The sequence below is a fragment of the Rhizobium cauense genome, assembly GCF_019511525.1.
Lineage (GTDB): Bacteria > Pseudomonadota > Alphaproteobacteria > Rhizobiales > Rhizobiaceae > Rhizobium > Rhizobium cauense.
Window position 1 is genome coordinate 1 of the sequence record NZ_JAEUAT010000001.1, and the last position, 21973, is coordinate 21973.

Sequence of the window (21973 nt, forward strand, 5' to 3'; positions counted from 1 at the left end):
GACCCCTTCCTCGCCGCCGAGTAGAGGACCGTAGCAAAAAGCAAACGAAACAACCCGCCGTCGAAAGCCGGCGGGTTGCTTCGTTTGCTCATTCCGCGGTCAGGCAGCTCCGACGCGGCGCATCGCCGCTGCCTTGAACTCTCCTGAAATTCAGTGGAAGGATCGAACCAGACTTCCGACCAACAGATTCCAGCCGTCGATCAGCACGAAGAAGAGAATCTTGAACGGCAGCGAGATCGAGGTCGGCGGCAGCATCATCATGCCCATCGCCATTGTAATGGTGGCAACGATGAGGTCGATGACCAGGAAAGGAAGGACGACAAGGAAGCCGATCTCAAAACCGCGGCGGATCTCCGAGATCATGAAGGCCGGGATGAGGACGCGGTAGTCGATCTTTTCGCCGGTCTCGACGGTCTGCCCGCGCTCGCGGGCGAGATCCACGAACAGCGCCAGATCCTTGTCGCGCGTGTTGTTAGCCATGAACGTCCGGAAGGGCTCGGCAATGCGCGTCACCGCCTCCTGCTCGTTGATCTGGTTCGACAGGAGCGGCTGCACACCGCTCTGCCATGCCTGATCAAACGTCGGCTGCATGACGTAGAACGTCATGAACAGCGCCAGTGACAGAAGGATCATGTTCGACGGCGTGGAAGAGAGACCCATCCCGGATCGCAGGATCGAGAATGCGATGATGAAGCGCGGAAAGCTCGTCACCATGATCAGGATGCCCGGCGCGATCGAAAGAACGGTCAACAGGCCGAACGTTCTGATGATCCATGCCGCGACAGAGCCATCGACCGGCAAGTTCAAAAGGTTTGTCGGGAGCTGCTGCGCATGCGCCAGCTCGGGTGCCACCATCATGGCAGCGAACAGCAATAAGAATCGAATCATTCGACGACGAAGGTCCTGAACATGACTTTCGATACGCGTCCTTGCGCGCGAAGGTCAACACGCTCCTGGATGTCATCCTTAAGATATTCAAAGCCTCGCGGCCCTTCGATCTGCTGCAGCGAAACGGTGCGGACATAGGCGAGAATATCCTGATGGACATCCTCCGCGATTTTCACGTCGGGTGGACCGTTGAACAGGAGCGCTACTTCCAGGCGAACCCAATTTTCGGATGGATAGGCAAGGTTCGACGTGATCGGCTCGAGCTGCACAACATTGTTGGCTTCGGTCGAGATATGAGGCAGGCCTGCCTCACCTTCCTTTTTCTGTGCGGCCTCTTCCTTGGCCTGCTCCGCCTGCTCGGCACCCTTGATATTCGGCGCCACCATCCCGCCGACCACCCAGCCGCCGCCGGCGCCGAGCAGCGTCAGGATCGCCAGGCCCGCGATTGTCATCACTGCTGCCGATTTCTTTTTCGGCTGGCCTTCAGGGGCTTCTGTGTCTGCCATGATGTTCAGCCTCAGAGCGGCGAGAAGAGATCGACGGCCTGCTGGCCGCGCGGTGGCTGCTGTACTTCCATCAGGCGGCCACGACCGCCATAGGAGATGCGCGCCTCGGCAATCTTCTCGTAGGAAATCTGGTTGTCGGCGTTGACGTCCTGCGGACGGACAATACCGGCGACATTGAGAATGCGGATTTCCTGGTTGACGCGGACTTCCTGGGAGCCGCTGATCACGAGGTTGCCGTTCTCGAGGATGCCGGTCACCACAGCTGCGACCATGAGCTTCAGCGTTTCGGACCGGTCAATCTTGCCCTTGCCGTCGGTGCTCGTGTCGGAGCCGTAGGTTATGTCAGTCGTCGATGTCGGATTCCAGCCCATGACGTTGGCGTTGACATCCCAGTTCAGCCCGCTTGAGTTGGTCCGGCTCCGGCTGGTGTCGTTCTCGAACTTCGCCTTGTCGTTGATCTGAATATCGACGGTCAGGATATCGCCGACGTTCAGCGCGCGGGCATCCTTGAAAAGGGCGGCCTGCGAGTCGCTCCACAGAGAATAGCCCTGCGCGACCTGGCGCGGCTGCTTCGGATAGAGAGCCATCTGTGGCGTCTGGCCGTAAGCGAGACCGCTGCCGATGGGGCTCATGGCGGGCGCACGGCCGATCTCGTTGACCGCCTGCGGGGACTGGCAGCCGGCCAGAATGGCCAGGGCGGCAATCGCGACAGGGAAACGCTTGTTCATGAGGGATCCTTCGACGTATTGGGATCGGACGCGCTGGCGATGATGTTTGCGATGACCGCAGCCTTCTGCGGGTCCATCTCGTTGAGGATCAGGCTCGATTGCGTGGGATTCAGCCGCATGATGACGGCGGCCGCCACTTCGATCTTGACCTCCTGCAGCTGCGATGCGGCTGCGTCCGGCTTCATTTTCTTGTAGATATCAGTCAGGCCCGCTTCCGCCTGCTTGAGGAAGTCATCGCGGCGCTTCAGCCAGTCCTGATACTCTTCCTTGCGCTTGTTCATTTCCGCGATGCGGGAATCGACGTCGGCGCGGAGTTTATCGAGCTCCTGCTTCTGCAGCAGGTAACGCTGGTCGCGCGCAGGATCGGCGATATTCGTGCAGAACTGCCTGATTTCCTCCTCAGAGGTCATTTCGCCCCTGGGTGCCGGCTGCTCCTGCGCAAAGGCGCCAGGAATGGAGAGCGCCACCACCGCCATCGCAGGCAAGGCAAGCCGCCGCAACAAATCGGACACGGTCATGTTTGCATTCCAGGTCTTCGTCATTGCAGGACAAGCTCCGCTTGCAGTGCGCCCGCCGACTTGATGCCCTGGAGGATGGCGATGATGCCGTCCGGCTTGACGCCGATATTGTTGAGGCCGGCGACAAGCGTCCTGAGATCCGGGCCGTCAAGCAGCGCTACCTTGCCGCCAGTCTTCTGCGCCGCAATGTCCGTCTGCGGCTGGACCGCCGTTTCGCCGCGCGAGAACGGTTCCGGTTGGATGATCTGCGGCGTTTCCGTCACTTGGACCGTCAGGGTACCATAGCTGACGGCAACCGGCGACACTCGCACGTCAGCACCAATCACGATGGTTCCGGTCCGCTCGTTCACGACAACCTTGGCCGGGGTGTCCGTCTCGACGACAAGGTTCTCGAGATCAGCCATCAGGCGCGTCAGGTCGGCAGATCTCGGCTTCTGGACGATGACTTCCTGTGCGTCCTTGGCTTCCGCCACGGGACCACCGAAACGGGCAGAAGCGTAGCCGTTGACGACGTCGGCGATACGGATGGCCGTCGAGAAATCGGGATTTCGCAGCTGGAGCACGAGATTGACGGAATCCTTGAAGCGCGACGGCAATTCACGTTCGATGATAGCGCCACCCGGCACTCGCCCGGCTGTTGTCACGCCTTCGGTCAGGGTCGCAGCGTCGCCTTGGGCGTTGAAACCCGAAACGATAACGGAGCCCTGCGCAACAGCGTAAATCTGGCCGTCGGCGCCCGACAGCGACGTCATGATCAGGGTGCCACCACGAAGCGAGGTGGCATCGCCCAACGAACTGACATTCACATCGATACGGCTGCCGGGACTGGCGTAGGGCGGTAGATTGGCCGTTACCATGACAGCGGCGGTGTTCTTCGCGTTGGATGCACCGCCCTGCGTGGAAATGCCGAGGTTCTGCAGCATTGCACGCATCGACTGCTCAGTGAACGGCGAAGCGCGGAAGCCGTCGCCGGTGCCCTGGAGGCCGACGATCAGACCGTAGCCGATCAACTGGTTATCGCGACCCGCCTGCAGGGAGGCAATGTCCTTGATACGCGAGTTCATCGCTGCCGCGGGCAGGACTGCAACGACGTTCGGAGACAAAAACGCTAGAGCGACGAAAAGGCGGAAAAACATCTTCATTTTGCGGCCACGTGTATGGTGCCGTCGGCGAGCACGGTGCCGCTGACAATCACGCCTGAATCCATATTGCGAACACGGACGAGCTGGCCTGTCATACCGTCTTCGAGCGGCGAGCCTGCTGCCGAGATCGTCATCGGGCCGAGTGTGAAGACCAGCCGGATCGACGAGCCGCGCGTGACCGTATAGGGCTCGCGCAGCGCGGATACCGAGATCGTGCGTCCGGGGAGGAGCGTGCGTTTCGAGATCATCCCTTCCACTTGACGGATCGACTTTGCATAGTCGCCCTTCAGGTTGGGATTGGTCACTTCCACTTCCTGCAGCTGGGCGCCGGAAACGGTTTCGCCGGGATAGATGGTTGTCGTCGGAACCACTGCATGACCCATACCCGCAGCGGATGCTGCCTGTGGCGTGGCAAATGCGGTTATCGCGACAGCGGCTGCGGCCGCCCATCCGAGAATACCCTTGACCCGGCAAAACATCATGTTTCGGCCCTTCCCTGTTACTTCAGGTTCTTGCTGACGATGGAGGCCATTTCGTCGGCGGTGGTAATGACCTTGGAGTTCATTTCATAAGCGCGCTGTGCCGATATCAGTTCGGTGATTTCCTTCACCGGATCGACGTTCGACGATTCGAGGTAGCCCTGCTTAAAGTAACCGAAGTTTTCTTCGTCAGGCGTGCCGACGACGGGATCGCCGGAAGCCGGCGTCTGCGCAAAGAGGTTGTCGCCGAGCGGCTGGAGACCGGCCTCGTTGACGAAGTCGGCAATCTGCAGCTGGCCAAGCACGCTCGCCTCGGTGTCACCCGGCAGTTTTGCCGTAACCTCGCCAGAGCGGCTGATGGTCAGCTGGGTCGAACCTGCGGGTACTGTTATGTTCGGCGCAACGAGATAGCCGTCGACGGTAACGATCTGGCCGGTCTCGTTCTTGTTGAGCGCACCGGCGCGAGTGTAGAGCGTCGTGCCGTCCGGCGCCTGGATCTGGAGAAAGCCGCGACCGACGATAGCGACATCGAGATCGTTACCGGTCTGCGCAAGTTCTCCCTGGATGTGCAGGTTGCGGATCGATGACGTCTGAACGCCGAGACCGATGTTTGCACCTTCCGGTACGATTGCCTGGTTGGCACGGTTGGACACGCCCTTGGCGCGCTCCGTCTGATACAGCAGGTCCGTGAATTCAGCGCGGGCGCGCTTGAAGCCGGTCGTGTTGATGTTGGCGATGTTGTTGGCGATGACTTCAAGATTGGTCTGCTGGGCATCCATGCCCGTGGCAGCAATGGCAAGCGCTCTCATGGCTTCGTCCTTAAATCAACTACATCTGCATCTTGGTGACTTCGAGGAAGGACGAAACGACCTTGTCTCGAATGGCAATGGCGGTCTGCAGCGTCTGCTGTGCCTGCATGACGGCATCGACAACTTCACGCGTGGTGGCGGTTCCCTTGATGCCCGCGAAAGACATGCTTTCGGCGTTCTTCAGGGTGTTGACGGCACCGTTCGCGACATTGCCAAGGACCGCGGCGAAGCTGCCGTCGTTGGCCGCACTTTCCGCTGCGGAGGAGGCCGTGGAACTATCCTTGTCGATCGCCGCAAGACCGCGGGTCATCGACAGGGAGCTGACGCTATTGACGTTATTAATCATTATTGGCTCTTCAGTAGATCGATCGTTGCCGAGATCAGGTCGCGGGATTGCTTGATGGTCTGCAGGTTGGCGTCGTACGAGCGGTTTGCTTCGCGCATGTCGGCCATTTCGACCAGCATGTTGACGTTCGGGAGCTTCACGACACCCTTCTCGTCCGCTGCCGGGTTGCTGGGATCGTATTCGGTAATGAACTTCGATTCGTCGACGCCGAGCTTCTTGACGTTGACGGTCGTGACGCCATTGGCGCGATCGACCGCTTCGCCGAAGGTGATCGTCTTGCGGCGGTAGGGATCAGCACCGGGAGTATCGCCCGTCGAGCGGGCGTTGGCGATGTTTTCGGAGACGATGCGCAGGCGCGTCGACTGGGCCTCAAGGCCTGAACCTGCGATTTTCAGTGCGGCTGACAAAGGATCCATGATTAGCTCTTCACCGTCATCAGCATCAGTCGATTGAACGAGCTCACCAGGGAGGTGTTCAGTTCGTACTGACGCTTGATTTCACCAGACTTGGAGAGTTCTTCAGCCAACCCGACAGTGTTGCCGGACTCCTGCACGCCGATCTCCTGATCGAGGACTGCGTCCTTGACGTCGATGTCGCTCTTCGTGCCGAGGTCGTTGCCAGTCAGGTGCGCAGCGTTCGTGCGCGCCATGGTGATGTCCGACTTGTCGAGGACGGCCTGGAAGGGCGTGATGTCTTTCGCGCGATATTTCGGCGTGGTCGAGTTCGCGATATTGCCGGCCACAACCTCCTGACGGATCGTCAGCCATTCCGCCTGCCGCGAGGCCAAGTCGAAAAGTTGAATCGGTTGCATGGGAACTCTCCGTTTTTACTGAAGCGAACCTACGGCGGTAATCTTGCGTCAGACTTACGGGTATTGCGATCCTGGAAGACTGGTTTGCTCGGCTGCCGTCGTCGAAAGCGGAGAAGGCTCCAACCGTGTCCGGTGGAGCCTTCTCTCGATTCGTCATGCGGGTAGGCGCGGACTCAATTGGGTTGGTAGACATCGCCCTTGGAGGTGATGATGACCCACTTCCCATCGCGCTCCTCGAGCGTCGCGAGCTTGCTTTCGTCCGGCAGGATAGATCCGACGCGTACGACGTACATGCCCGATCCGTCCTCGATGAGGGCACGGCCGTTTGCTACATGGAGAAGCCGGAAGCCGGACTTGCTCGGGAACGGTTGCTCCTCGGCCGGGGCTCCCCTGTCGTCTTCCTTGCCGATGCTCGACACCGTCGCAGTTGTCAGCGGATCGACGGGAACCTCAGGCTTCTTTTCGTATTCGTTCTTGTTGGTCATCGCGAGCGGCGAGACACTGAAGACATTGCGTGCCGGCCAGTCCGGAAGATCGCGCGTCCTGTCGCCCTGCGCGACATCGATGCCGAACTTGTCCTCGTTGAAGAAGACGTACCACGGAAAGAACGCAGCCGCACCGGCCAGCGCGAGGCCGGCTACCGTAAGGGCGCGGTCGAGCAGGACGGTCTTGCGCCGCAGGGGTTTCAGCGGAGCGATCTTCTCATCATCGTCGAAATCGGTCACTTCACGCCCCTCTATCTGCGGATACCCTGCTGGCCGCCAATGCCGGCCGCCGCCTTCAGGGCGCCGGCGAGATCAGCAAAGGCATCCTTCGAATCGGCATCCCCTGGCGACTGTTTCAAAACATCGTAAATAATCGGTACCTGCTTCACCGCCATGTCGAGATCAGGGTCGGCACCCTGCCGGTAGCCGCCGATCAAGCGCAGGTCGCGCGTTTCCTCGAAGCGATGGATCAGCGTCTTCAGGCGCGACACCAGCTTCTCCTGATCCGGAGTCCAGGCCTTGCGCGCCAGGCGCGAGATCGAGGCAAGGGGATCGATCGGAGGGTAGCGCCCCTCTTCGGCAAGACTGCGCTGCAGGACGATATGGCCGTCCAGAATGCCGCGCGTCGAATCGGCGATCGGGTCGTTGTGGTTGTCGCCATCGACGAGGATCGAAATGATCGCCGTGATCGTTCCCGTACCTTCCGGTCCCGGACCGGCACGCTCCAGCAGGCGCGGCAGTTCGGTAAAGACCGAGGCCGGGTAGCCGCGCGCGATCGGCGGCTCGCCCGATGCGGTTGCGACCTCGCGGATGGCGTGGGCAAAGCGGGTGACGCTATCGACAATCAGCAGGACGTTGTCGCCCTGATCCCGGAAATGTTCGGCAATCGTGATTGCGGTCAGCGGAGCCATCTTGCGCAGCATCGGGCTCTCGTCGCTGGTCGCGACGACGGCGATCGACTTCTTCATGTTGGCGCCGAGCGTGTCCTCGATGAATTCGCGCACTTCACGACCGCGCTCGCCGACAAGCGCGATCACCACCTTGTCGAAAGCATCTGCGCGCGCCAGCATGGATAGCAGCGTCGACTTGCCGACGCCCGAACCGGCAAAGATGCCAAGACGTTGGCCGAGGCAGAGCGGCGAAAAGATGTCGATGGCACGGACGCCTGTCTTGAAACCCTTTTCCACGCGCTTTCGCGTCATGGAAGGTGGTGCGGTATTTGAGATCGAGCGACGGCCCAACCCCTCGACGACTGGGCCAAGGCCATCGATCGGCTCGCACAGCGAATTGATCGTGCGTCCGCACCAGCTGTCGGAGGGAGAAATGCGGAATGCACCCTTGCGGATGACGGTGTCATGGATGCCGATCGGCTCACCCGGCTCGATCGGGCAGACATAGGTCAGCTCCGGCTCGACCCGGACCACTTCGCCGAGGTGGATTCCGGTCGCCGATTTATGAGCGACGAATTCGCCCAGCCGTACATGGCGCGACAAACCGGTCACAGTGTAGTGTCCGGCCGCGATCGTCTGGACGTGGCCGCCCGGTGCGACCAGAAATTCGGGATTTGAATAGCGCGATACGAGCCCGGCGAGATGCGCGAGCTTCGGCGAGAGATCGGCTTCGGTGAGCGCGTTGGGCATGTCTCAGCCCCCGGTCAGCGGCTGCCGCCGAGCGTCTTGATCGCCTCGCTGAATGACGCCTCACTGTCCTTCGAAAGCGACGTCATGCTCTCGAAGGCGCGATTGACTTCAATCAGCTGCGTGATTTCGCGCATGGCGTTGACATTGGAGTTTTCGAGGTAACCCTGCTGGACGCCGACGTTGAAGCGATCCGTAACGGCACGCGGCTGCTCGGTCGTCATGATGCCGCTGTTCTCATAGCGCAGATAGCCCTTGCTGATATCCGCCTCGAAGAGGCCCAGCGAGCCAACCTGCCGGCCATCCTGATAGATCAATCCGTCAGCGCCAACTTTCGGTTCGCCGCCGGCCGTGTTGAGCGTGACCGGCGACCCACCAGCATCGAGAACCGGATAGCCGCGGACTGAAACGAGCTCGCCGTTATCCTTCATCGTGAAGCGGCCGTCCTTGGTCAGAACCTTGCCGGCCGGCGTGTCGAGCGAGAACCAGGCATCGCCCTTGATCGCGAAGTCGAGCATATTGCCGGTGTGCTCGAGCTCGCCGCTGTCACCCGAAAGATAATCGTTGCCCTGCGATACATAGGCGATCTTGGCATTGATCTTGTTATCCGTCTCGCCGAGCATCTCGTTGAACTTCACCTCGGTTGCACGGAAGCCTGTCGTGTTCACGTTCGCCATGTTGTCGGCGATGGTGGTGAGGCGACGTTCGAGTGCGATCTGCGACGACAAAGAAACATAAAGACCGGATTGCATCCCGATAGGCTCCTGGCATTGGCGATGAACGGTACGAAATCCGGGCGCTTACAGCCTGTTCGGCACGGATCTCGCTGAGGCGGCATCTCAGAAACGGGCACGGATGCCCATTCGTCACCGACAAGCTGACAGCAAATGCTTGCGCGAAGCTGGCATGAAAAAGCTCGGGTTTGCAGGGGCAACCATCAGCCTCACGCAAGCCAGCAGCCCTATCCCTTGGGTTGAAAATAACGATCAGGTTTGGACTGACGATGAATATCATTATCGGATTTGTGATTACCTGCGGCTGCATCATCGGCAGCTTCATGGCAATGGGCGGCCATGTGGAGGCGCTTTGGCAGCCTTTCGAGCTCGTCATCATCGGCGGTGCGGGCCTCGGCAGCTTCGTCATGGGCAACCCGATGAAGGTGGTGAAGGATTCGGGTAAAGCGCTCGGTGAGGCGTTCAAGCACACGGTCCCGAAGGAACGGAATTATCTTGATACGCTCGGCGTTCTCTATTCGCTAATGCGCGACCTGCGCACGAAGTCGCGTAACGAGATCGAAGCCCACATCGACAATCCGGCCGAATCCTCGATCTTCCAGTCCGCTCCGACGATCCTCAAGAACAAGGAGCTGACGGCATTCATCTGTGACTACGTCCGCCTGATCATCATCGGCAATGCCCGCTCGCATGAGATCGAGGCTTTGATGGACGAAGAGATCAACACGATCCTCCACGACAAGATGAAGCCCTATCACGCTATCCAGACGATGGGCGACGCCTTTCCGGCGATCGGTATCGTCGCGGCCGTTCTCGGCGTCATCAAGGCCATGGCGCACATCAACGATTCGCCTGAGGTTCTGGGCCACCTGATCGGCTCGGCGCTCGTCGGCACTTTCCTCGGCATTCTCCTGTCCTATTGCGTGTGCTCTCCGATCGTCTCCCAGATCAAGATCGTCCGCACCAAGCAGCATCGCCTCTATGTCATCGTCAAGCAGACGCTGCTTGCATACATGAACGGCTCCGTGCCGCAGGTCGCGCTGGAGTACGGCCGCAAGACGATCTCGGCTTACGAGCGTCCTTCGATCGACGCCGTCGAGCAGGAAATGATGAACCCCGGCGGCGAGAACAAGGCGGCGTAAACGGACATGAACGCTCTCCTCAAGAAACCCCTGATGGACGAAGCCCTTCTTGCCAAGCTGACCGGAAGGCTCGGCGACAAGGCCACAATCGAGAAAATCTGCGCTGCATTAGGCGATGTCTACACGGTCTTCCTGCCCGACATCATCAAAAGCGAGACCAATCTCGACGTCGAGATCACCTATCTCGGCTGTGACAACGGGCATAAGAACGACCTTGTCGCCGATCGCGGCGGCAATACGACACTGGTCGATGCGACGCTCCGGAACTGGTCACCGAACATCACGTTCGCCTGCGGCAACAGCTTCGTCATCACGCTCATGGAGCATCTCCTCGGCGCTTCCGCCGAGACCGTCGAACAGCCGGCTGACCGTCTGCTTTCCGTGATCGAGCTTGAGCTGGCGGTCATGGTCTTCGACAAGATCGCGAACGTTCTTCGTTCGGCAGTGAACGCGCCTGGCGGCTTCGAACCGGCCATGGAGCCTCCGCACGCTTTTGAAACGCGCGCCAAGCCGGCCGAGGACAAGCCCGACGAATTTGCAGCCGCAATCAACATGTCGATCACGCTGTCCGGCATCACTTCTGACTTCTCGGTCATCGTTCCCCAGGCAGCTTTGCTCAAGACGACCGTGACGGCTCCCAAGGCCAAGGGACAATCGTCGAAGTCGTCCGAATGGAGCGATCAGCTCAGCGAGCAGGTGCGTCGGTCGCAGGTCACGCTCGACGCCAAGATCCGCCTGCAGGACCTGACACTCAGAACGATTTCAAAGCTTGCCGCCGGCGACGTCATTCCTTTCTACGACAGCGGCGACGTTCGCGTCGAAGTCAGCGCCAACAGCAAGGAATTGTATATTTGCGAGTTCGGACGCTCGGGCGAGAACTACACCGTCCGTGTGAAGGATACGATTAACTCGGATGACGAACTCATCCGCCACTTGATGAATTAGCCCATTTTCCAACCTGGCGGCCGCACGGCAGCTTGAGGCAAGTTTCAACTGGAATAGTGATTTCATGGCGACGAAGAAGACACCAAAGAACAGCGACCTTTCAATGGAGCTCCCCGGCAACGAGGCCGAGCTCGACCAGGCCATCGACGACCTGCGCGGCGTTCTGAAGACCGACGCGGAAGGTGGTCTGCCTGAATTCGAGGCCGACGCCGATGCCGGTGCCTTCAGCGGCAGCACCGATCTGTCGACGTTTGGCGACTTTGGCGACGCGACCGAGGAAACGAGCTTCGGCGGCGATTTCGGCGCGACTTCCGACTTCGGCGGTTCGTCTGACTTCGGCGCAACCACATTCGATGCCGCTTCCGAGCCGGCACCGCTTGGCAGCGCCATGCAGTCGAACCTCGATCTTATCATGGACATCCCGATCGACGTCCAGATCATGCTCGGCAGCAGCCGCATGCAGGTTGCCGGCCTGATGAACCTGAACGAAGGCGCAACCATTGCGCTCGACAAGAAGATCGGCGAACCCGTCGAGATCATGGTGAACGGCCGCAAGATAGCGCGCGGCGAGATCACTGTTCTTGAAAACGACGACACCCGTTTCGGCGTCAAGCTGATAGAAGTTTTGAGTACCAAAAGAGCCTGATCCCGGTGCAGGGACGGAGAGGTTAGACCATGATGGACTTTGACGATTTCGGCGGCGCTCTAGCCGAGAAACCGTTGACCCAGGCTGAAAAGGCAGCGGCCGTTCTCCTCGCTATGGGGAAAGGGGTCGCTGGCAGGCTGCTGAAGTATTTCACACAGGCCGAGTTGCAGACGATCATCGGATCGGCGCAAACCTTGCGCGCCATTCCGCCGGACGAACTGCTTGGCCTCGTCGCCGAGTTCGAGGATCTGTTCACCGAAGGCGCGGGTCTCATGGACAACGCCAAGGCGATCGAGAGCATTCTCGAAGAAGGCCTGACGCCCGACGAAGTCGACAGCCTGCTTGGCCGCCGCACCACCTTCCAGGCCTACGAGACCTCCATCTGGGACCGCCTCGGCGAAGGCGACCCGGCCTTCATCGGCAAGTTCCTGCTGCGCGAGCACCCGCAGACTGTTGCCTACATCCTGTCCATGATGCCCTCCTCGTTCGGCGCCAAGGTCCTGATGCAGATCCCGGACGGTCGCCGCGCTGACATCATGAACCGAACCGTCAACCTCAAGTCCGTCAGCCCCAAGGCCGCGCAGATCATCGAGAAGCAGGTTGTGAGCCTGCTGGCCGAGATCGACGCCGAGAAGAACTCGATCGGTTCGACGAAGGTTGCGGAGCTGATGAACGAGATGGACAAGCCGCAGGTCGATACCCTGCTCACGTCGCTCGAATCGATCAGCCGCGAATCGGTCAACAAGGTGCGCCCGAAGATCTTCCTCTTCGACGACCTCATGCTCATGCCGCAGCGCAGCCGCGTCATGCTGCTGAACGATATCTCGGCGGATATCCTCACAATGGCCCTGCGTGGTTCGGCTGCCGAAATGCGCGAGGCCGTATTGGCCTCGATCAGCCCGCGTCAGCGCCGCATGATCGAATCGGACCTGCAGAGCGGAACGGCCGGCATCAACCCGCGCGAGATCGCCATTGCGCGGCGCGCGATCGCCCAGGAAGCGATTCGCCTCTCAAACTCCGGTCAGATCCAGCTCAAGGAGACCGAAGGCGAGGGCGCGGCAGCGGCCTAAGCCGTTGTTCTTGTGCACGACACGCCTCCTCCCCGCGGCTGCGGTTGATCGCCGCCGCAAAAGGGAGATACCCTTCCGGAAAGGCCGCGCCTGACGCGGCCATTTCTTTTGATGGAGGGTCTCGGCCTTGGCCGACGAGGATAAGGACAGCAAAACAGAAGACCCGACAGCGAAAAAGAAAACCGACGCTGCCGAGAAAGGTAACACCCCGTTTTCGCGGGAGGTGCCGCTCTTTGCCACCGTTCTTGCCACCTTCGTCTATGTCATCTTCTTTCTGCCGAGCGGGTTCGCCAAGACCGGCGAGGCGCTGAAGGACATTTTCGAGCAACCCGACCAGTGGAAAATCGAAACTGGGCCGGATGTTCTTTCGCTCTTCGTTCACCTCGCCTGGGTTTCCGCCGCGCTGCTGGCCCCAGCCTTCATCCTGTTCATGGCGTTCGGCGTCGCTGCGTCCATCTCACAGAACCTACCGACCCCTGTGCTCGAGCGGATACGCCCCCAGTTTTCCCGGATTTCACCCGCCAAGGGGTGGTCGCGGCTGTTCAGCCTGCCTGGTCTCATCGAATTCGGGAAGTCGATGACGAAGATCGTGATCGTCGGTGTCGTGATGTTCTTTGCGCTGAAGAGTGAATACTTCAACGCAATCGACGCGATGTTTTCCGATCCGCAAACGATCTTCACGCGCATGATGACCTCGATGCAGAAGATCACGATCGTCGTTCTCATTGCCACCGCCGTTGTCGCGATCGCCGACTTCTTCTGGACGCGCTACCACTGGTTCACCGAGCTGAAGATGACGCGGCACGAGGTCAAGGAAGAAAACAAGCAGTCGCAGGGCGACCCCTTCGTCAAGAGCCGCCAGCGCTCACTCATGCGCGACCGCGCCCGTCGCCGCATGATGGCGAACGTCGATCGCGCGACACTTGTCATCGCCAATCCGACGCACTTCGCCGTCGCCCTGCGCTACGTGCGCGAGGAAAACGACGCACCCGTCGTTGTCGCCAAGGGACAGGACCTTATTGCGTTGAAAATCAGAGAGATCGCGGAAAAGAACGGCATTCCCGTTTTCGAGGACCCGCCTCTCGCCCGCTCCATGTTTGCGCAAGTCTCGGTCGATAGTGTCATACCGTCTGTATTCTATAAGGCAGTCGCGGAACTCATTCATCGGGTTTACGCGACGCAAGCCAAGAACAAACGGGTAAGATAGCCGAATGAAAAAATGCCCCTACTCTACCCAGCGTGAAAAAATCCTTGCTGAAGCAATCAGCCCCGTAGCCACGGAATTGCGGCTTCTGGACGCTTCGGACCTCATCTCACTTCTGCGCTTCGAGTACTACGGCAATCTTTCCGATCTGGTATCGTCTGCCGCCGAGCTTTTCTTCCATCCTGGCACGGTCAATTTCGGCCATGGCGGCAGCTACACACTTGAGTGGGGCGGCAAACCTGAAGTGGTGATCGATCTTGAAATCAAGCCGCGCGGCGTGACCGTCTATGCACAGCTCACGCTCGCCGAAGAGCACGCAGGCATTGAGATCAACCACATCGCCTTCCAGAACCCGTCAGCGGATCCGGACGAAAACACCGCTTTCCTCGAGCAGAGCCTGCGCGACGCGCGCTTCACCGTTGAGCCCTTGCAGGCCTTGGCGGGCTAGGACGTCGAACTTTTCCGCTCAGCTGATGTAGCCGAGGCGAATGGCCTTGGCGATTGCCTGGATACGGTTGACCGAATCCAGCTTGATGGTCGCCGAGCCGAGATAGGCGTTGACGGTGTGCACGGAAAGGCCGAGCTTTTCGGCGATTTCTTCGCTGATACGGCCATCGCCGGCGAGCTGCAGGCAGGCAATCTCGCGTTCACTGAGCGCCTCGGCCGCCGCGACACGGCGCTCGTCGAGCGACAGCAGGTCGATCATGATCTGACAGGACCTAGCATGGAGCTCGACGATCATATCGCTTGCCGGCTCCAGATCGTCGCCGGTGAAAATGACGAAGCCGTTGCCGACTGCGCCGAGACGCACCGGAAACGCCATGCCGGAAAACGGGACAAGGCCACCCTGCAGGCGCGTCATGAATGGCGCGATGCCGGAAGGACCGGGCGCTGCGCGATCGAGCCCACCGGCCCAGACGATTGGCAGAAGCGACTTCTCGATATGGTCGAGCAACGCTTCGCCATGCGCGTCAACGAAAGCCTTGCTGAAGCCACTGTTCGAGGGGCCCCAGTTTTCCAGTTCGCAAACCAAACGCTGTTTCGCCGGCACGCCCGCGCCGCTGATCCTGTAGACCGCGAAGTTCTGGGCATCGGCGAGCTTCTGCATGCCGATCAGGCGGGGGAACAGGTCGGACCGGCTCGTCACCTTGTTGGCCCGCACGGTGCGCATCGGTTGTGGATTTCCTAGCGACCTGCCGGATGGCTGCCCCATAACGCCGTCCCCCTAGACGAGATTGTTCCGGACCGCGAACGCGATGGCCTCAGAACGAGTTTTCGTAGCCGTCTTTCGCATGACGCTGGTGATGTAGTTGTTGATGGTATTGCGGGAGATGCCGAGGATCATCGCAATTTCGTCACTCGTCTTGCCTTCCGCGATCCAGAAGAGGCATTCAAGCTCCCGATCCGTCAGCTCAAAGTCCCGATCGGTCTTTGTACCGCCGCATTGAAGGAAGCTTGCAAAATACGCCGCCAGCAGCCCGACGTCCCGCAGCCGCTCCTGCGACAGGATGAAACCGTCGTCAAAAAGGAACATCAGGGCAAGGCGTGATCGGCCGATGTTGAACATCAGGGAACAATACTGACGACTGGCGCCATCAGGTGCGTCTGCCGTCTCTGGCAGGAGAGCAAAATGCGGCTGGAAGAGCTGCATGCATTTTTCGAGTTCCGTCGCGCGCGCGAAACCACCGACGAAAGTATGCGCAAGGTTGGTGACAAGATCGAACGGCCAGTCCGACGACACCACGAAGTCTAGTCCCGCCTCCTGCACAAGATCCGCCCGGGCTAGAAGATAGTGCGACGCGCCGACATAGTCTGTCAGGGCCCGCAGCCCTGGCTGCAACCTTCCCGTGCTCGAAGTCTCGCACAGCTGAGCGATGAGTTCCTCTCGTGACGAGAGGTTCGCGGCCGCTATACCAACGAAGTTTGCCGTCTGTGTGTCGCTCTTAAGAGCCTGCAATATATGCAAATCCATAGGCAAAAATCCTGGCGGCTGGGAACCATCACAACAGAAGCTGGACCCGCGGGCTTCTGAACAAAAACACGACCTCCTCGCGAATCATCCAACTCTACGATACGTGATGTAAAGCGACATCTCCGAGTTCTGGGGATTTACATCGATCACGTTTCGTGCTGCGCCTTGCGCCGATTCGATCTTCTTTAACGCATTCTAAAATTTCGGTGATTCTAGACAGTCTGACAATACGATTCGCGTCAAGCGCGAGGTCAGTCCTGTGCACAAACTAAGCCTTGCCGAAGCGAGCTCCACCCGATCGCAGGCGGCCAAAAGAAAAAGGGCCGGTCACCCGGCCCTTTCTCATGCGGCGTTGTCGACCGCCCATTTCCTGAGGATTTTCGCTGCTCGCTCCTCGTTGATCTCGACCATTCGTGCCAGCTTGCGTTCCGGACCTTCCTTGACGCGACGGTTGAAGTTGCCATCGTCGTCGCCAAGGCTGAGCAGATCCTCGGTGCTGTCGAAGCCGAAGTCCGAGCCGAAGCCGTCCATAAGCGCGCCGCCCGCCCCCGCCCCTGCCCCCGGAGCGAAGTCCGGAAGTTCGAGACCGGCACTCTCCGGCGACGTGTCGCCGATGACCGCGGCACCACTGCCAGTCATGCTGCGAACCATTGGGCGGACACCCATCCAGATCACCAGGAAGGCGACTGCAACAAAGGCAAGCGAGTTGATGATGCCGGCGAGGTTGCGGCTGAGCATATCCATGACCCGGATGCCGCTGCCCGTTTCCTCGAGGAGCTGGTTCTCCAGGAAGTTCATGGCCGTGACGGTCACGACATCGCCGCGATCGGTACTGATACCTGCGGCCGAAGCCACGATCTTCTGCATCTCGGCGAGATAGGCATCGACCTTCGCCTGGTCGGCCGGCTCGCCAACCATCTGAGCAATCCGGCCCTTGTTGACGACGACGGCTACCGAAAGCTTTTCGATCTTGTAGCTGTTGCGTGTCGTCGCGGTCGTCTTGCTGTTGATCTCGTAGTTGGTCTGCTCTTCCTTCTTGTCAGACTTGTCCTGCGATTCCGGACCGGTCGGGCCGCCTGCGTCGGGAGCTGCCTGCGGAATGTTCTGCTCAACGGTCGTTGCATTGTCTGACTGCCTCTGCTGTGACTGAGAGGCTTCCTTGGTCGTGCGGATAGAGCGCTCAACCTTCGATTCGGGATCGAAGGTGGTTTCCTGAATCTGCTGGCTGTCGGTGTTCAGTTCGGCGTTGACGCTGGAACGGAAGTTATCCATGCCGAGGAAGGGTGCGAGCGCCTTGTCGATGTTGGATTCAACTTCGCCCTGGACGTTCTGGACGATGTTCAGCGAACGGTTCAGCGAGCTGTTGCTTGCCTCGTCGCCCGAAGCAAGCAACTGGCCTGCCGAGTCGAGGATTGTCACGTCACCGACATCAAGGCCGGGGACGGCCGATGCAACAAGGTGACGGATCGAAGTCGCCGCGTTGCGGCCAGCCGCCGCACTCGCACGGATCATGACGGAAGCGGTGGGCTTCTGTTCGGCTTTGCGAAAGTTCCCGACCTCCGGCATGACGATGTGTACTCGCGCGGCCGAGATGCCTGATATCGACTGGATCGTGCGGCCGATCTCACCCTCGAGCGCACGCACCCGCGTCACTTCCTGCATGAACGAGGTCAGGCCGAGCGAGCCGACGTTGTCGAAGAGTTCGTAGCCTGCATTGGCGCTGTTCGGCAGACCGCGCTCGGCGAGCAGGAGGCGTGCCTTTCCGGTCATGCCGGCGGGAACGGTGATGCTGGACCCGTCGCTTCCGACCTGAAAGCCGATATTGGCCTCGGCGAGCGCCATGCTGATTTGGTTCAAATCTGGCGTATCAAGCCCGACATAGAGTGTTTCCTGGGCCGGTTTATTGACCAGAAAGGCGGCTCCCAGGATGAGAGCGATGGAAACGACACCCACGCCGGCCAACGCCAGCAAACGATTCCGTCCTAGCGAACTGAAGTTCTTAAAAATTTGAACTAATTGATTTAACAGATTCATTCTGTTCTCGCACGACCATCACAGACAAAGCAGGCTTATTGCCTCATTTCGACCGTAGTTGCCGAAACTTGCGCGAGCGTTTCGTAAGGACGTACGAGTAAAAACAGGTTCAGAAGAAGTCGAAGTCTCCGGCCGCCTTCGCCAGAGGCTGCACATTTCCATAGCGGGCGTCACCGCCGAGCGCCCGCTGCATTTCACTGAGTTTCACAAGACTCAACGCAGTTGCGACATCGACTGCCCAATCCTGCGGAATCTCGCCCGTGATCGTGTCGATGAACTCGGCAAGACCGCGTGTCTTCTGTACGGCAAGGTCAATTCCCTGCATGACTTTCATGCTTTCCGGCGAGTTCAGCAGTTCGGCACCGCCACCTACTTCGAGGAGCTGCGGCTCGATCCGCTCGATCAGATAGGCGACGTCATGCAATTCCTGGACGATGCGCATCAGCACATCGGGCAAGGCCTCGGCAGGCGACGGCTGCTCTGTCATTGCATTCACGGTCATTAATAAGGTCCTCGCCCTCAGAAGAATTCGATGCTGGTTTCGACAGGTTTCTGCGGAGCGGCTGGACGCTGCTCGAGCGCAACAGTTCTCTGCGTTTCCGCGCCGGTCAACGGGTACTGTCGAGCGCGCCCTGAAACCGGCCAGTATTCAAGCTTGCGCCCGTGATCGCCACCCGTGCTGGAGCCGACAACCGGAATGCCTTCATCCTTCAGGAATTGCACAGCGAAAGCCGCGTTCTGTTCACCGACATTCGAGAATGTCGAGATCGTCTTCGCTCCGCCGAAGATCTTGGCCTCCAGGCGGTCGCGGCGCGCGCCCTGCTTCAGGAGGCCGTTGATCAGCAATTCCATCAGGTGAACGCCATACCGCGTGGCGTCGCCGCCCGTCATCGGCGTATTTCCTGTCCCCGGCAGAAGGAAGTGATTCATTCCTCCAACACCTGCCACGGGATCTCGCAGGCATGCAGCCACACACGATCCAAGGATGGTCGTCAGAACCGCGTTCGGATCATTCAGGACCTTCCATTCGCCCTGGATGATATGGACGCGGCGGGCTGCAACGTCGAGTGTCATTTCAATGCTCCAAATACGGCTTCGATAGCCGCCTTCATCTTCTCGATGGTGAAGGGCTTGGCGAGAACGTTGTTGGCGCCAAGTTGGGCCGCCTTGGTAACGAGCGCGCGGTCGCCCTGCGCCGTCAGAATGATGAACGCTGCCTTCTTCGTCGCCGGGTTGGCGCGAACGGCCTGGAGGAAGCCGAGGCCATCCATCTTCGGCATGTTGAAGTCCGAGATGACAAGATGATGCGGCTGCTGGGTCATGATCTTCAAGCCCTGCTCGCCGTCGCCGGCGGCGGTGATCTGCTTGAAGCCAAGCTGGGTCAACGCGTCGCTGAGCAGCAGGCGGCTGGTCACCTGATCGTCGACGATCAGAACTTTAATTTTCTCTGCGATAGACATTACTCAGTTCCTTCCTTTCGGGCGGCTGTCATTTTCAAGATTTCTTCGCCGATGCTGTTCAGCGGCAATTGTTGCTCGACGGCGCCGAGTTCATAAGCGACCCTCGGCATGCCGTAGACCACTGAGGTCTTTTCGTTCTGGCCGAGTGTGCGCGCGCCGGCATGGCGCATCTTCAGGAGACCTGCCGCACCATCGCGTCCCATCCCGGTCAGGATCACACCAACGGCATTGCGGCCGGCAAGCTCCGCCACCGAGTCGAACAGGACATCGACAGACGGACGGTGGCCGTTGACCGGGTCGCGCTCGACGAGGCGGCAGCACGGCGCATGAGCGTTGGCGACCTGCAGATGACGCTCGCCGCCCGGCGCAAGATAGATCTTGCCGATCTCCAGGCGTGCCCCATCGGTCGCTTCCTGAACGACGGGCGCACAGAGGCGGTTGAGTCGCTCGGCGAAGCTCTTCGTGAAGGTCGGCGGCATGTGCTGGGTGATGACCGTCGGCGGGCAGTTCGCCGGGAACTTCTGGAGCACGGCGATCAGCGCCTCGACGCCGCCGGTCGACGAACCGATCGCGACGATCTTGCGACCGACGCGGAAGTCGGCGACGGCAGGCGGCGGCGCAGCCGGCGTCGGCTGAGTATATTGGCGCCGCTGCGAACGGGCGGCCGCCTTCACTTTCTCAGCCAGATCGCCAAAAGGACGGGCATCGCCCGGATGCGGCTTGCCGACGCAATCGAAGGCGCCGATCTCGAGCGCTGCGAGCGAAGCATCCGCGCCGCGGTGCGTCAGCGTCGAGACCATGATCACAGGCATCGGGCGCAACCGCATGATCTTCTCGAGGAAATCGAGACCGTTCATGTTGGGCATCTCGATATCGAGCGTCACGACATCGGGATTGAGCTTCTTGATCGCTTCGCGCGCCTCGAGCGCATCACTGGCCTGGCCGATAACGCTGACATCGGGGTCGGCGCTCAGCACGGCAGTGATCAGGCCGCGCATCGTCGCGGAGTCGTCGACCACGAGAACTCTGGCGGGTGCGCTCATGCCTTCCTCCCCACGCCCTTGCTCGTGTAGCGATAGGTCGTGATACCTATATTGTCGAAGACATGTTTGGCGTCGCCGGAAACGCGCTCGGAATGACCGATATAGAGATGGCCGCCCTCCGGCATCAGTTCGGCAAAGCGCGACCAGATTTTCATCTGGGTCGGCTCATCGAAGTAGATCACGACATTGCGGCAGAAGATGACGTCGAATTTGCCCTTGAACGGCCACTGCGCCATCAGGTTCAGTTCGTTGTAGGTGATCAGGCGCTTCACGCGGTCATCGACCTGGAACTTGCGGCGTCCCTGGACCTCGACCTCGCTGAACCACTGCTTGCGCATCGCTGGCGACACGGTTTCGAGCGCACTCTCATCATAGGCGCCGGCACGAGCGATCGCCAGGATCTTCGGATCGATATCGGTGGCCAGAATCTTGAAATCGTAGTCGGCAACGTTCGGCATCATCGACAGGACGGTCAGCGCGATCGAATAGGGTTCCTGGCCATCCGACGAAGCCGCCGACCAGATTCGAACGCGACCGCCCATCTTGGCGCGCTGTAGCAGCTCTGGCAGGACGTGATCGCGCAGATGCTCGAAGTGATGGTTCTCGCGGAAGAACCTCGTGAAGTTCGTCGTCAGATGCGAGAGCATTTCGCGGCGCGGAGCGGCCCCGGCCGGCGACGAAACGAGTGCGCAATACTCGCGAAAACCCGAGAGACCGAGATTGCGAATGTGCTTCGACAGACGTGAATAAACGAGCGAGGCCTTGGTCTCGTTCAGGTAGATCCCTGCATCCGAGTAGATCATCGCAGCGATTTCCGTGAGGTCGCGGCGCGTCAGCGGATATTCGCCGCTCGCCAGAACCTCGTCCGGGCTACCCTGCCGCACGTCTTTTGCACTCATGACATTCATGCAGCTTCACTTTCCGTATCAGGGAAGATCGCATCGAGTTCCAGCAGGCAGATCATGCGCTTGTCGATCGCCAAGATGCCGCGTGCGAACTGACGCTGCAGCTCGGAGGCGATCTCGGGCGTCGGCTGGACGTTGTCTTCGGTGACGGTCAGAATGTCGGACACGGCATCGACCAGCAGCCCGACCACCTTGCGGCGCACCTGCGCCACGATGATGACGTGGCGTGCGGTCGGCTCGGCCGCCTTCATGCCAAGGCGCGCCGACAGGTCGATGATCGGCAATACGGCGCCGCGCAGATTGATGACACCCTTCATGTAGGATGGCGAGTGCGGCATGGCCGTTGCCGGCGTCCAGCCGCGGATCTCGCGAACCGACATGATATTTACGCAAAACTCCTGATCCCCGACGCGGAACGCGATCAGCTCGCGATCCGCCTCATTCAGACTTTTTACGGCGTACGACATAA

Annotated in this window: 28 protein-coding genes; 6 read left to right on the forward strand and 22 right to left on the reverse strand. The window is 60.0% G+C overall.

Annotated features, from left to right (window positions below; all coding sequences use genetic code 11):
• Positions 1-150: 150 nt before the first annotated feature.
• From fliP to flgF, 13 genes are all read right to left on the reverse strand, one after another.
• Complete coding sequence (fliP, locus tag JNB88_RS00005) at positions 151-888, reverse strand: flagellar type III secretion system pore protein FliP (RefSeq protein ID WP_220353784.1); 738 nt, start codon at positions 886-888, stop codon at positions 151-153.
• On the reverse strand, positions 885-1394 hold the full coding sequence (locus tag JNB88_RS00010; RefSeq protein ID WP_037139183.1) for a flagellar basal body-associated FliL family protein: 510 nt from the start codon (positions 1392-1394) through the stop codon (positions 885-887). The genes fliP and JNB88_RS00010 overlap by 4 nt, the downstream gene beginning before the upstream one ends.
• A gap of 11 nt (positions 1395-1405) precedes the next feature.
• Entirely contained in the window at positions 1406-2122 is a 717-nt protein-coding gene (gene flgH / locus JNB88_RS00015; RefSeq protein ID WP_037139180.1) for a flagellar basal body L-ring protein FlgH, read from the reverse strand.
• Positions 2119-2664, reverse strand: a complete 546-nt coding sequence (locus tag JNB88_RS00020) for a MotE family protein (protein WP_220353785.1) — start codon at positions 2662-2664, stop codon at positions 2119-2121. The genes flgH and JNB88_RS00020 overlap by 4 nt, the downstream gene beginning before the upstream one ends.
• Positions 2661-3782 carry a flagellar basal body P-ring protein FlgI gene (locus tag JNB88_RS00025; protein ID WP_220353786.1) on the reverse strand — a complete coding sequence of 374 codons (1122 nt, stop codon included), beginning with the start codon at positions 3780-3782 and terminating at the stop codon, positions 2661-2663. The genes JNB88_RS00020 and JNB88_RS00025 overlap by 4 nt, the downstream gene beginning before the upstream one ends.
• Positions 3779-4264 carry a flagellar basal body P-ring formation chaperone FlgA gene (flgA, locus tag JNB88_RS00030; protein ID WP_220353787.1) on the reverse strand — a complete coding sequence of 162 codons (486 nt, stop codon included), beginning with the start codon at positions 4262-4264 and terminating at the stop codon, positions 3779-3781. Before flgA ends, JNB88_RS00025 begins: the two co-directional genes overlap by 4 nt.
• A 17-nt stretch (positions 4265-4281) precedes the next feature.
• Entirely contained in the window at positions 4282-5070 is a 789-nt protein-coding gene (flgG, locus tag JNB88_RS00035) for a flagellar basal-body rod protein FlgG (RefSeq protein WP_037139168.1), read from the reverse strand.
• Between the two features lie 19 nt (positions 5071-5089).
• A complete protein-coding gene (gene fliE / locus JNB88_RS00040; RefSeq protein ID WP_220353788.1) occupies positions 5090-5416 on the reverse strand; it encodes a flagellar hook-basal body complex protein FliE in 327 nt (108 codons plus the stop codon).
• Positions 5416-5832, reverse strand: a complete 417-nt coding sequence (gene flgC, locus JNB88_RS00045; protein ID WP_037139163.1) for a flagellar basal body rod protein FlgC — start codon at positions 5830-5832, stop codon at positions 5416-5418. Before flgC ends, fliE begins: the two co-directional genes overlap by 1 nt.
• A 2-nt stretch (positions 5833-5834) precedes the next feature.
• Positions 5835-6227, reverse strand: coding sequence for a flagellar basal body rod protein FlgB (gene flgB / locus JNB88_RS00050; RefSeq protein WP_037139160.1), 393 nt, complete (start codon positions 6225-6227; stop codon positions 5835-5837).
• Positions 6228-6400: 173 nt separating this feature from the next.
• On the reverse strand, positions 6401-6952 hold the full coding sequence (locus JNB88_RS00055; protein ID WP_220353789.1) for a flagellar protein: 552 nt from the start codon (positions 6950-6952) through the stop codon (positions 6401-6403).
• 11 nt (positions 6953-6963) lie between these two features.
• Positions 6964-8352, reverse strand: coding sequence for a flagellar protein export ATPase FliI (gene fliI, locus JNB88_RS00060; RefSeq protein WP_220353790.1), 1389 nt, complete (start codon positions 8350-8352; stop codon positions 6964-6966).
• Between the two features lie 14 nt (positions 8353-8366).
• Complete coding sequence (flgF, locus tag JNB88_RS00065; protein ID WP_220353791.1) at positions 8367-9101, reverse strand: flagellar basal-body rod protein FlgF; 735 nt, start codon at positions 9099-9101, stop codon at positions 8367-8369.
• A 251-nt stretch (positions 9102-9352) separates the two neighbouring features.
• On the opposite strand from flgF, the gene motA reads away from it, so the two are divergent.
• The 6 genes from motA (at position 9353) to JNB88_RS00095 (ending at position 14538) form a co-directional block, all read left to right on the forward strand.
• On the forward strand, positions 9353-10225 hold the full coding sequence (gene motA / locus JNB88_RS00070) for a flagellar motor stator protein MotA (protein ID WP_037139148.1): 873 nt from the start codon (positions 9353-9355) through the stop codon (positions 10223-10225).
• Between the two features lie 6 nt (positions 10226-10231).
• The gene (locus JNB88_RS00075) at positions 10232-11170 is read left to right on the forward strand and encodes a FliM/FliN family flagellar motor switch protein (protein WP_220353792.1); all 939 of its coding nucleotides are present in this window, start codon (positions 10232-10234) and stop codon (positions 11168-11170) included.
• Positions 11171-11234: 64 nt separating this feature from the next.
• Positions 11235-11816: a flagellar motor switch protein FliN gene (gene fliN, locus JNB88_RS00080; RefSeq protein WP_220353793.1), complete on the forward strand. Its 582-nt coding sequence runs from the start codon at positions 11235-11237 to the stop codon at positions 11814-11816.
• Positions 11817-11845: 29 nt separating this feature from the next.
• Positions 11846-12886, forward strand: a complete 1041-nt coding sequence (fliG, locus tag JNB88_RS00085; RefSeq protein WP_037139139.1) for a flagellar motor switch protein FliG — start codon at positions 11846-11848, stop codon at positions 12884-12886.
• 127 nt (positions 12887-13013) lie between these two features.
• On the forward strand, positions 13014-14093 hold the full coding sequence (flhB, locus tag JNB88_RS00090; RefSeq protein WP_220353794.1) for a flagellar biosynthesis protein FlhB: 1080 nt from the start codon (positions 13014-13016) through the stop codon (positions 14091-14093).
• Positions 14094-14097: 4 nt separating this feature from the next.
• Positions 14098-14538: a hypothetical protein gene (locus tag JNB88_RS00095; RefSeq protein WP_037139131.1), complete on the forward strand. Its 441-nt coding sequence runs from the start codon at positions 14098-14100 to the stop codon at positions 14536-14538.
• A gap of 18 nt (positions 14539-14556) precedes the next feature.
• On the opposite strand, the gene visR is transcribed toward JNB88_RS00095, so the two are convergent.
• The 9 genes from visR to JNB88_RS00140 form a co-directional block, all read right to left on the reverse strand.
• Positions 14557-15303: a transcriptional regulator VisR gene (gene visR / locus JNB88_RS00100; protein ID WP_220353795.1), complete on the reverse strand. Its 747-nt coding sequence runs from the start codon at positions 15301-15303 to the stop codon at positions 14557-14559.
• A 12-nt stretch (positions 15304-15315) separates the two neighbouring features.
• Complete coding sequence (gene visN, locus JNB88_RS00105) at positions 15316-16062, reverse strand: transcriptional regulator VisN (protein WP_037139125.1); 747 nt, start codon at positions 16060-16062, stop codon at positions 15316-15318.
• A 342-nt stretch (positions 16063-16404) separates the two neighbouring features.
• Positions 16405-18096, reverse strand: coding sequence for a flagellar basal-body MS-ring/collar protein FliF (gene fliF / locus JNB88_RS00110; RefSeq protein ID WP_037139122.1), 1692 nt, complete (start codon positions 18094-18096; stop codon positions 16405-16407).
• Between the two features lie 109 nt (positions 18097-18205).
• A complete protein-coding gene (gene cheT / locus JNB88_RS00115) occupies positions 18206-18598 on the reverse strand; it encodes a chemotaxis protein CheT (protein ID WP_220353796.1) in 393 nt (130 codons plus the stop codon).
• A 17-nt stretch (positions 18599-18615) separates the two neighbouring features.
• Positions 18616-19170: a chemoreceptor glutamine deamidase CheD gene (gene cheD, locus JNB88_RS00120; protein WP_113575348.1), complete on the reverse strand. Its 555-nt coding sequence runs from the start codon at positions 19168-19170 to the stop codon at positions 18616-18618.
• Entirely contained in the window at positions 19167-19556 is a 390-nt protein-coding gene (locus tag JNB88_RS00125) for a response regulator (RefSeq protein ID WP_007530058.1), read from the reverse strand. Before JNB88_RS00125 ends, cheD begins: the two co-directional genes overlap by 4 nt.
• Positions 19556-20599: a protein-glutamate O-methylesterase CheB gene (gene cheB, locus JNB88_RS00130; protein ID WP_220353797.1), complete on the reverse strand. Its 1044-nt coding sequence runs from the start codon at positions 20597-20599 to the stop codon at positions 19556-19558. The genes JNB88_RS00125 and cheB overlap by 1 nt, the downstream gene beginning before the upstream one ends.
• A complete protein-coding gene (gene cheR, locus JNB88_RS00135; protein ID WP_220353798.1) occupies positions 20596-21507 on the reverse strand; it encodes a protein-glutamate O-methyltransferase CheR in 912 nt (303 codons plus the stop codon). The genes cheB and cheR overlap by 4 nt, the downstream gene beginning before the upstream one ends.
• Positions 21504-21971, reverse strand: a complete 468-nt coding sequence (locus tag JNB88_RS00140) for a chemotaxis protein CheW (RefSeq protein WP_037139109.1) — start codon at positions 21969-21971, stop codon at positions 21504-21506. The genes cheR and JNB88_RS00140 overlap by 4 nt, the downstream gene beginning before the upstream one ends.
• Between the last annotated feature and the right edge of the window lie 2 nt (positions 21972-21973).

Bases quoted from the DNA above. Each gene is read 5' to 3' on its own strand.
- fliP (WP_220353784.1), bottom strand. From the start codon at position 888: ATGATTCGATTCTTATTGCTGTTCGCTGCCATGATGGTGGCACCCGAG.
- JNB88_RS00010 (WP_037139183.1), bottom strand. From the start codon at position 1,394: ATGGCAGACACAGAAGCCCCTGAAGGCCAGCCGAAAAAGAAATCGGCA.
- flgH (WP_037139180.1), bottom strand. From the start codon at position 2,122: ATGAACAAGCGTTTCCCTGTCGCGATTGCCGCCCTGGCCATTCTGGCC.
- JNB88_RS00020 (WP_220353785.1), bottom strand. From the start codon at position 2,664: ATGACGAAGACCTGGAATGCAAACATGACCGTGTCCGATTTGTTGCGG.
- JNB88_RS00025 (WP_220353786.1), bottom strand. From the start codon at position 3,782: ATGAAGATGTTTTTCCGCCTTTTCGTCGCTCTAGCGTTTTTGTCTCCG.
- flgA (WP_220353787.1), bottom strand. From the start codon at position 4,264: ATGATGTTTTGCCGGGTCAAGGGTATTCTCGGATGGGCGGCCGCAGCC.
- flgG (WP_037139168.1), bottom strand. From the start codon at position 5,070: ATGAGAGCGCTTGCCATTGCTGCCACGGGCATGGATGCCCAGCAGACC.
- fliE (WP_220353788.1), bottom strand. From the start codon at position 5,416: ATGATTAATAACGTCAATAGCGTCAGCTCCCTGTCGATGACCCGCGGT.
- flgC (WP_037139163.1), bottom strand. From the start codon at position 5,832: ATGGATCCTTTGTCAGCCGCACTGAAAATCGCAGGTTCAGGCCTTGAG.
- flgB (WP_037139160.1), bottom strand. From the start codon at position 6,227: ATGCAACCGATTCAACTTTTCGACTTGGCCTCGCGGCAGGCGGAATGG.
- fliI (WP_220353790.1), bottom strand. From the start codon at position 8,352: ATGCCCAACGCGCTCACCGAAGCCGATCTCTCGCCGAAGCTCGCGCAT.
- flgF (WP_220353791.1), bottom strand. From the start codon at position 9,101: ATGCAATCCGGTCTTTATGTTTCTTTGTCGTCGCAGATCGCACTCGAA.
- motA (WP_037139148.1), top strand. From the start codon at position 9,353: ATGAATATCATTATCGGATTTGTGATTACCTGCGGCTGCATCATCGGC.
- JNB88_RS00075 (WP_220353792.1), top strand. From the start codon at position 10,232: ATGAACGCTCTCCTCAAGAAACCCCTGATGGACGAAGCCCTTCTTGCC.
- fliN (WP_220353793.1), top strand. From the start codon at position 11,235: ATGGCGACGAAGAAGACACCAAAGAACAGCGACCTTTCAATGGAGCTC.
- fliG (WP_037139139.1), top strand. From the start codon at position 11,846: ATGATGGACTTTGACGATTTCGGCGGCGCTCTAGCCGAGAAACCGTTG.
- JNB88_RS00095 (WP_037139131.1), top strand. From the start codon at position 14,098: ATGAAAAAATGCCCCTACTCTACCCAGCGTGAAAAAATCCTTGCTGAA.
- visR (WP_220353795.1), bottom strand. From the start codon at position 15,303: ATGGGGCAGCCATCCGGCAGGTCGCTAGGAAATCCACAACCGATGCGC.
- visN (WP_037139125.1), bottom strand. From the start codon at position 16,062: ATGGATTTGCATATATTGCAGGCTCTTAAGAGCGACACACAGACGGCA.
- fliF (WP_037139122.1), bottom strand. From the start codon at position 18,096: ATGAATCTGTTAAATCAATTAGTTCAAATTTTTAAGAACTTCAGTTCG.
- cheT (WP_220353796.1), bottom strand. From the start codon at position 18,598: ATGACCGTGAATGCAATGACAGAGCAGCCGTCGCCTGCCGAGGCCTTG.
- cheD (WP_113575348.1), bottom strand. From the start codon at position 19,170: ATGACACTCGACGTTGCAGCCCGCCGCGTCCATATCATCCAGGGCGAA.
- JNB88_RS00125 (WP_007530058.1), bottom strand. From the start codon at position 19,556: ATGTCTATCGCAGAGAAAATTAAAGTTCTGATCGTCGACGATCAGGTG.
- cheB (WP_220353797.1), bottom strand. From the start codon at position 20,599: ATGAGCGCACCCGCCAGAGTTCTCGTGGTCGACGACTCCGCGACGATG.
- cheR (WP_220353798.1), bottom strand. From the start codon at position 21,507: ATGAATGTCATGAGTGCAAAAGACGTGCGGCAGGGTAGCCCGGACGAG.
- JNB88_RS00140 (WP_037139109.1), bottom strand. From the start codon at position 21,971: ATGTCGTACGCCGTAAAAAGTCTGAATGAGGCGGATCGCGAGCTGATC.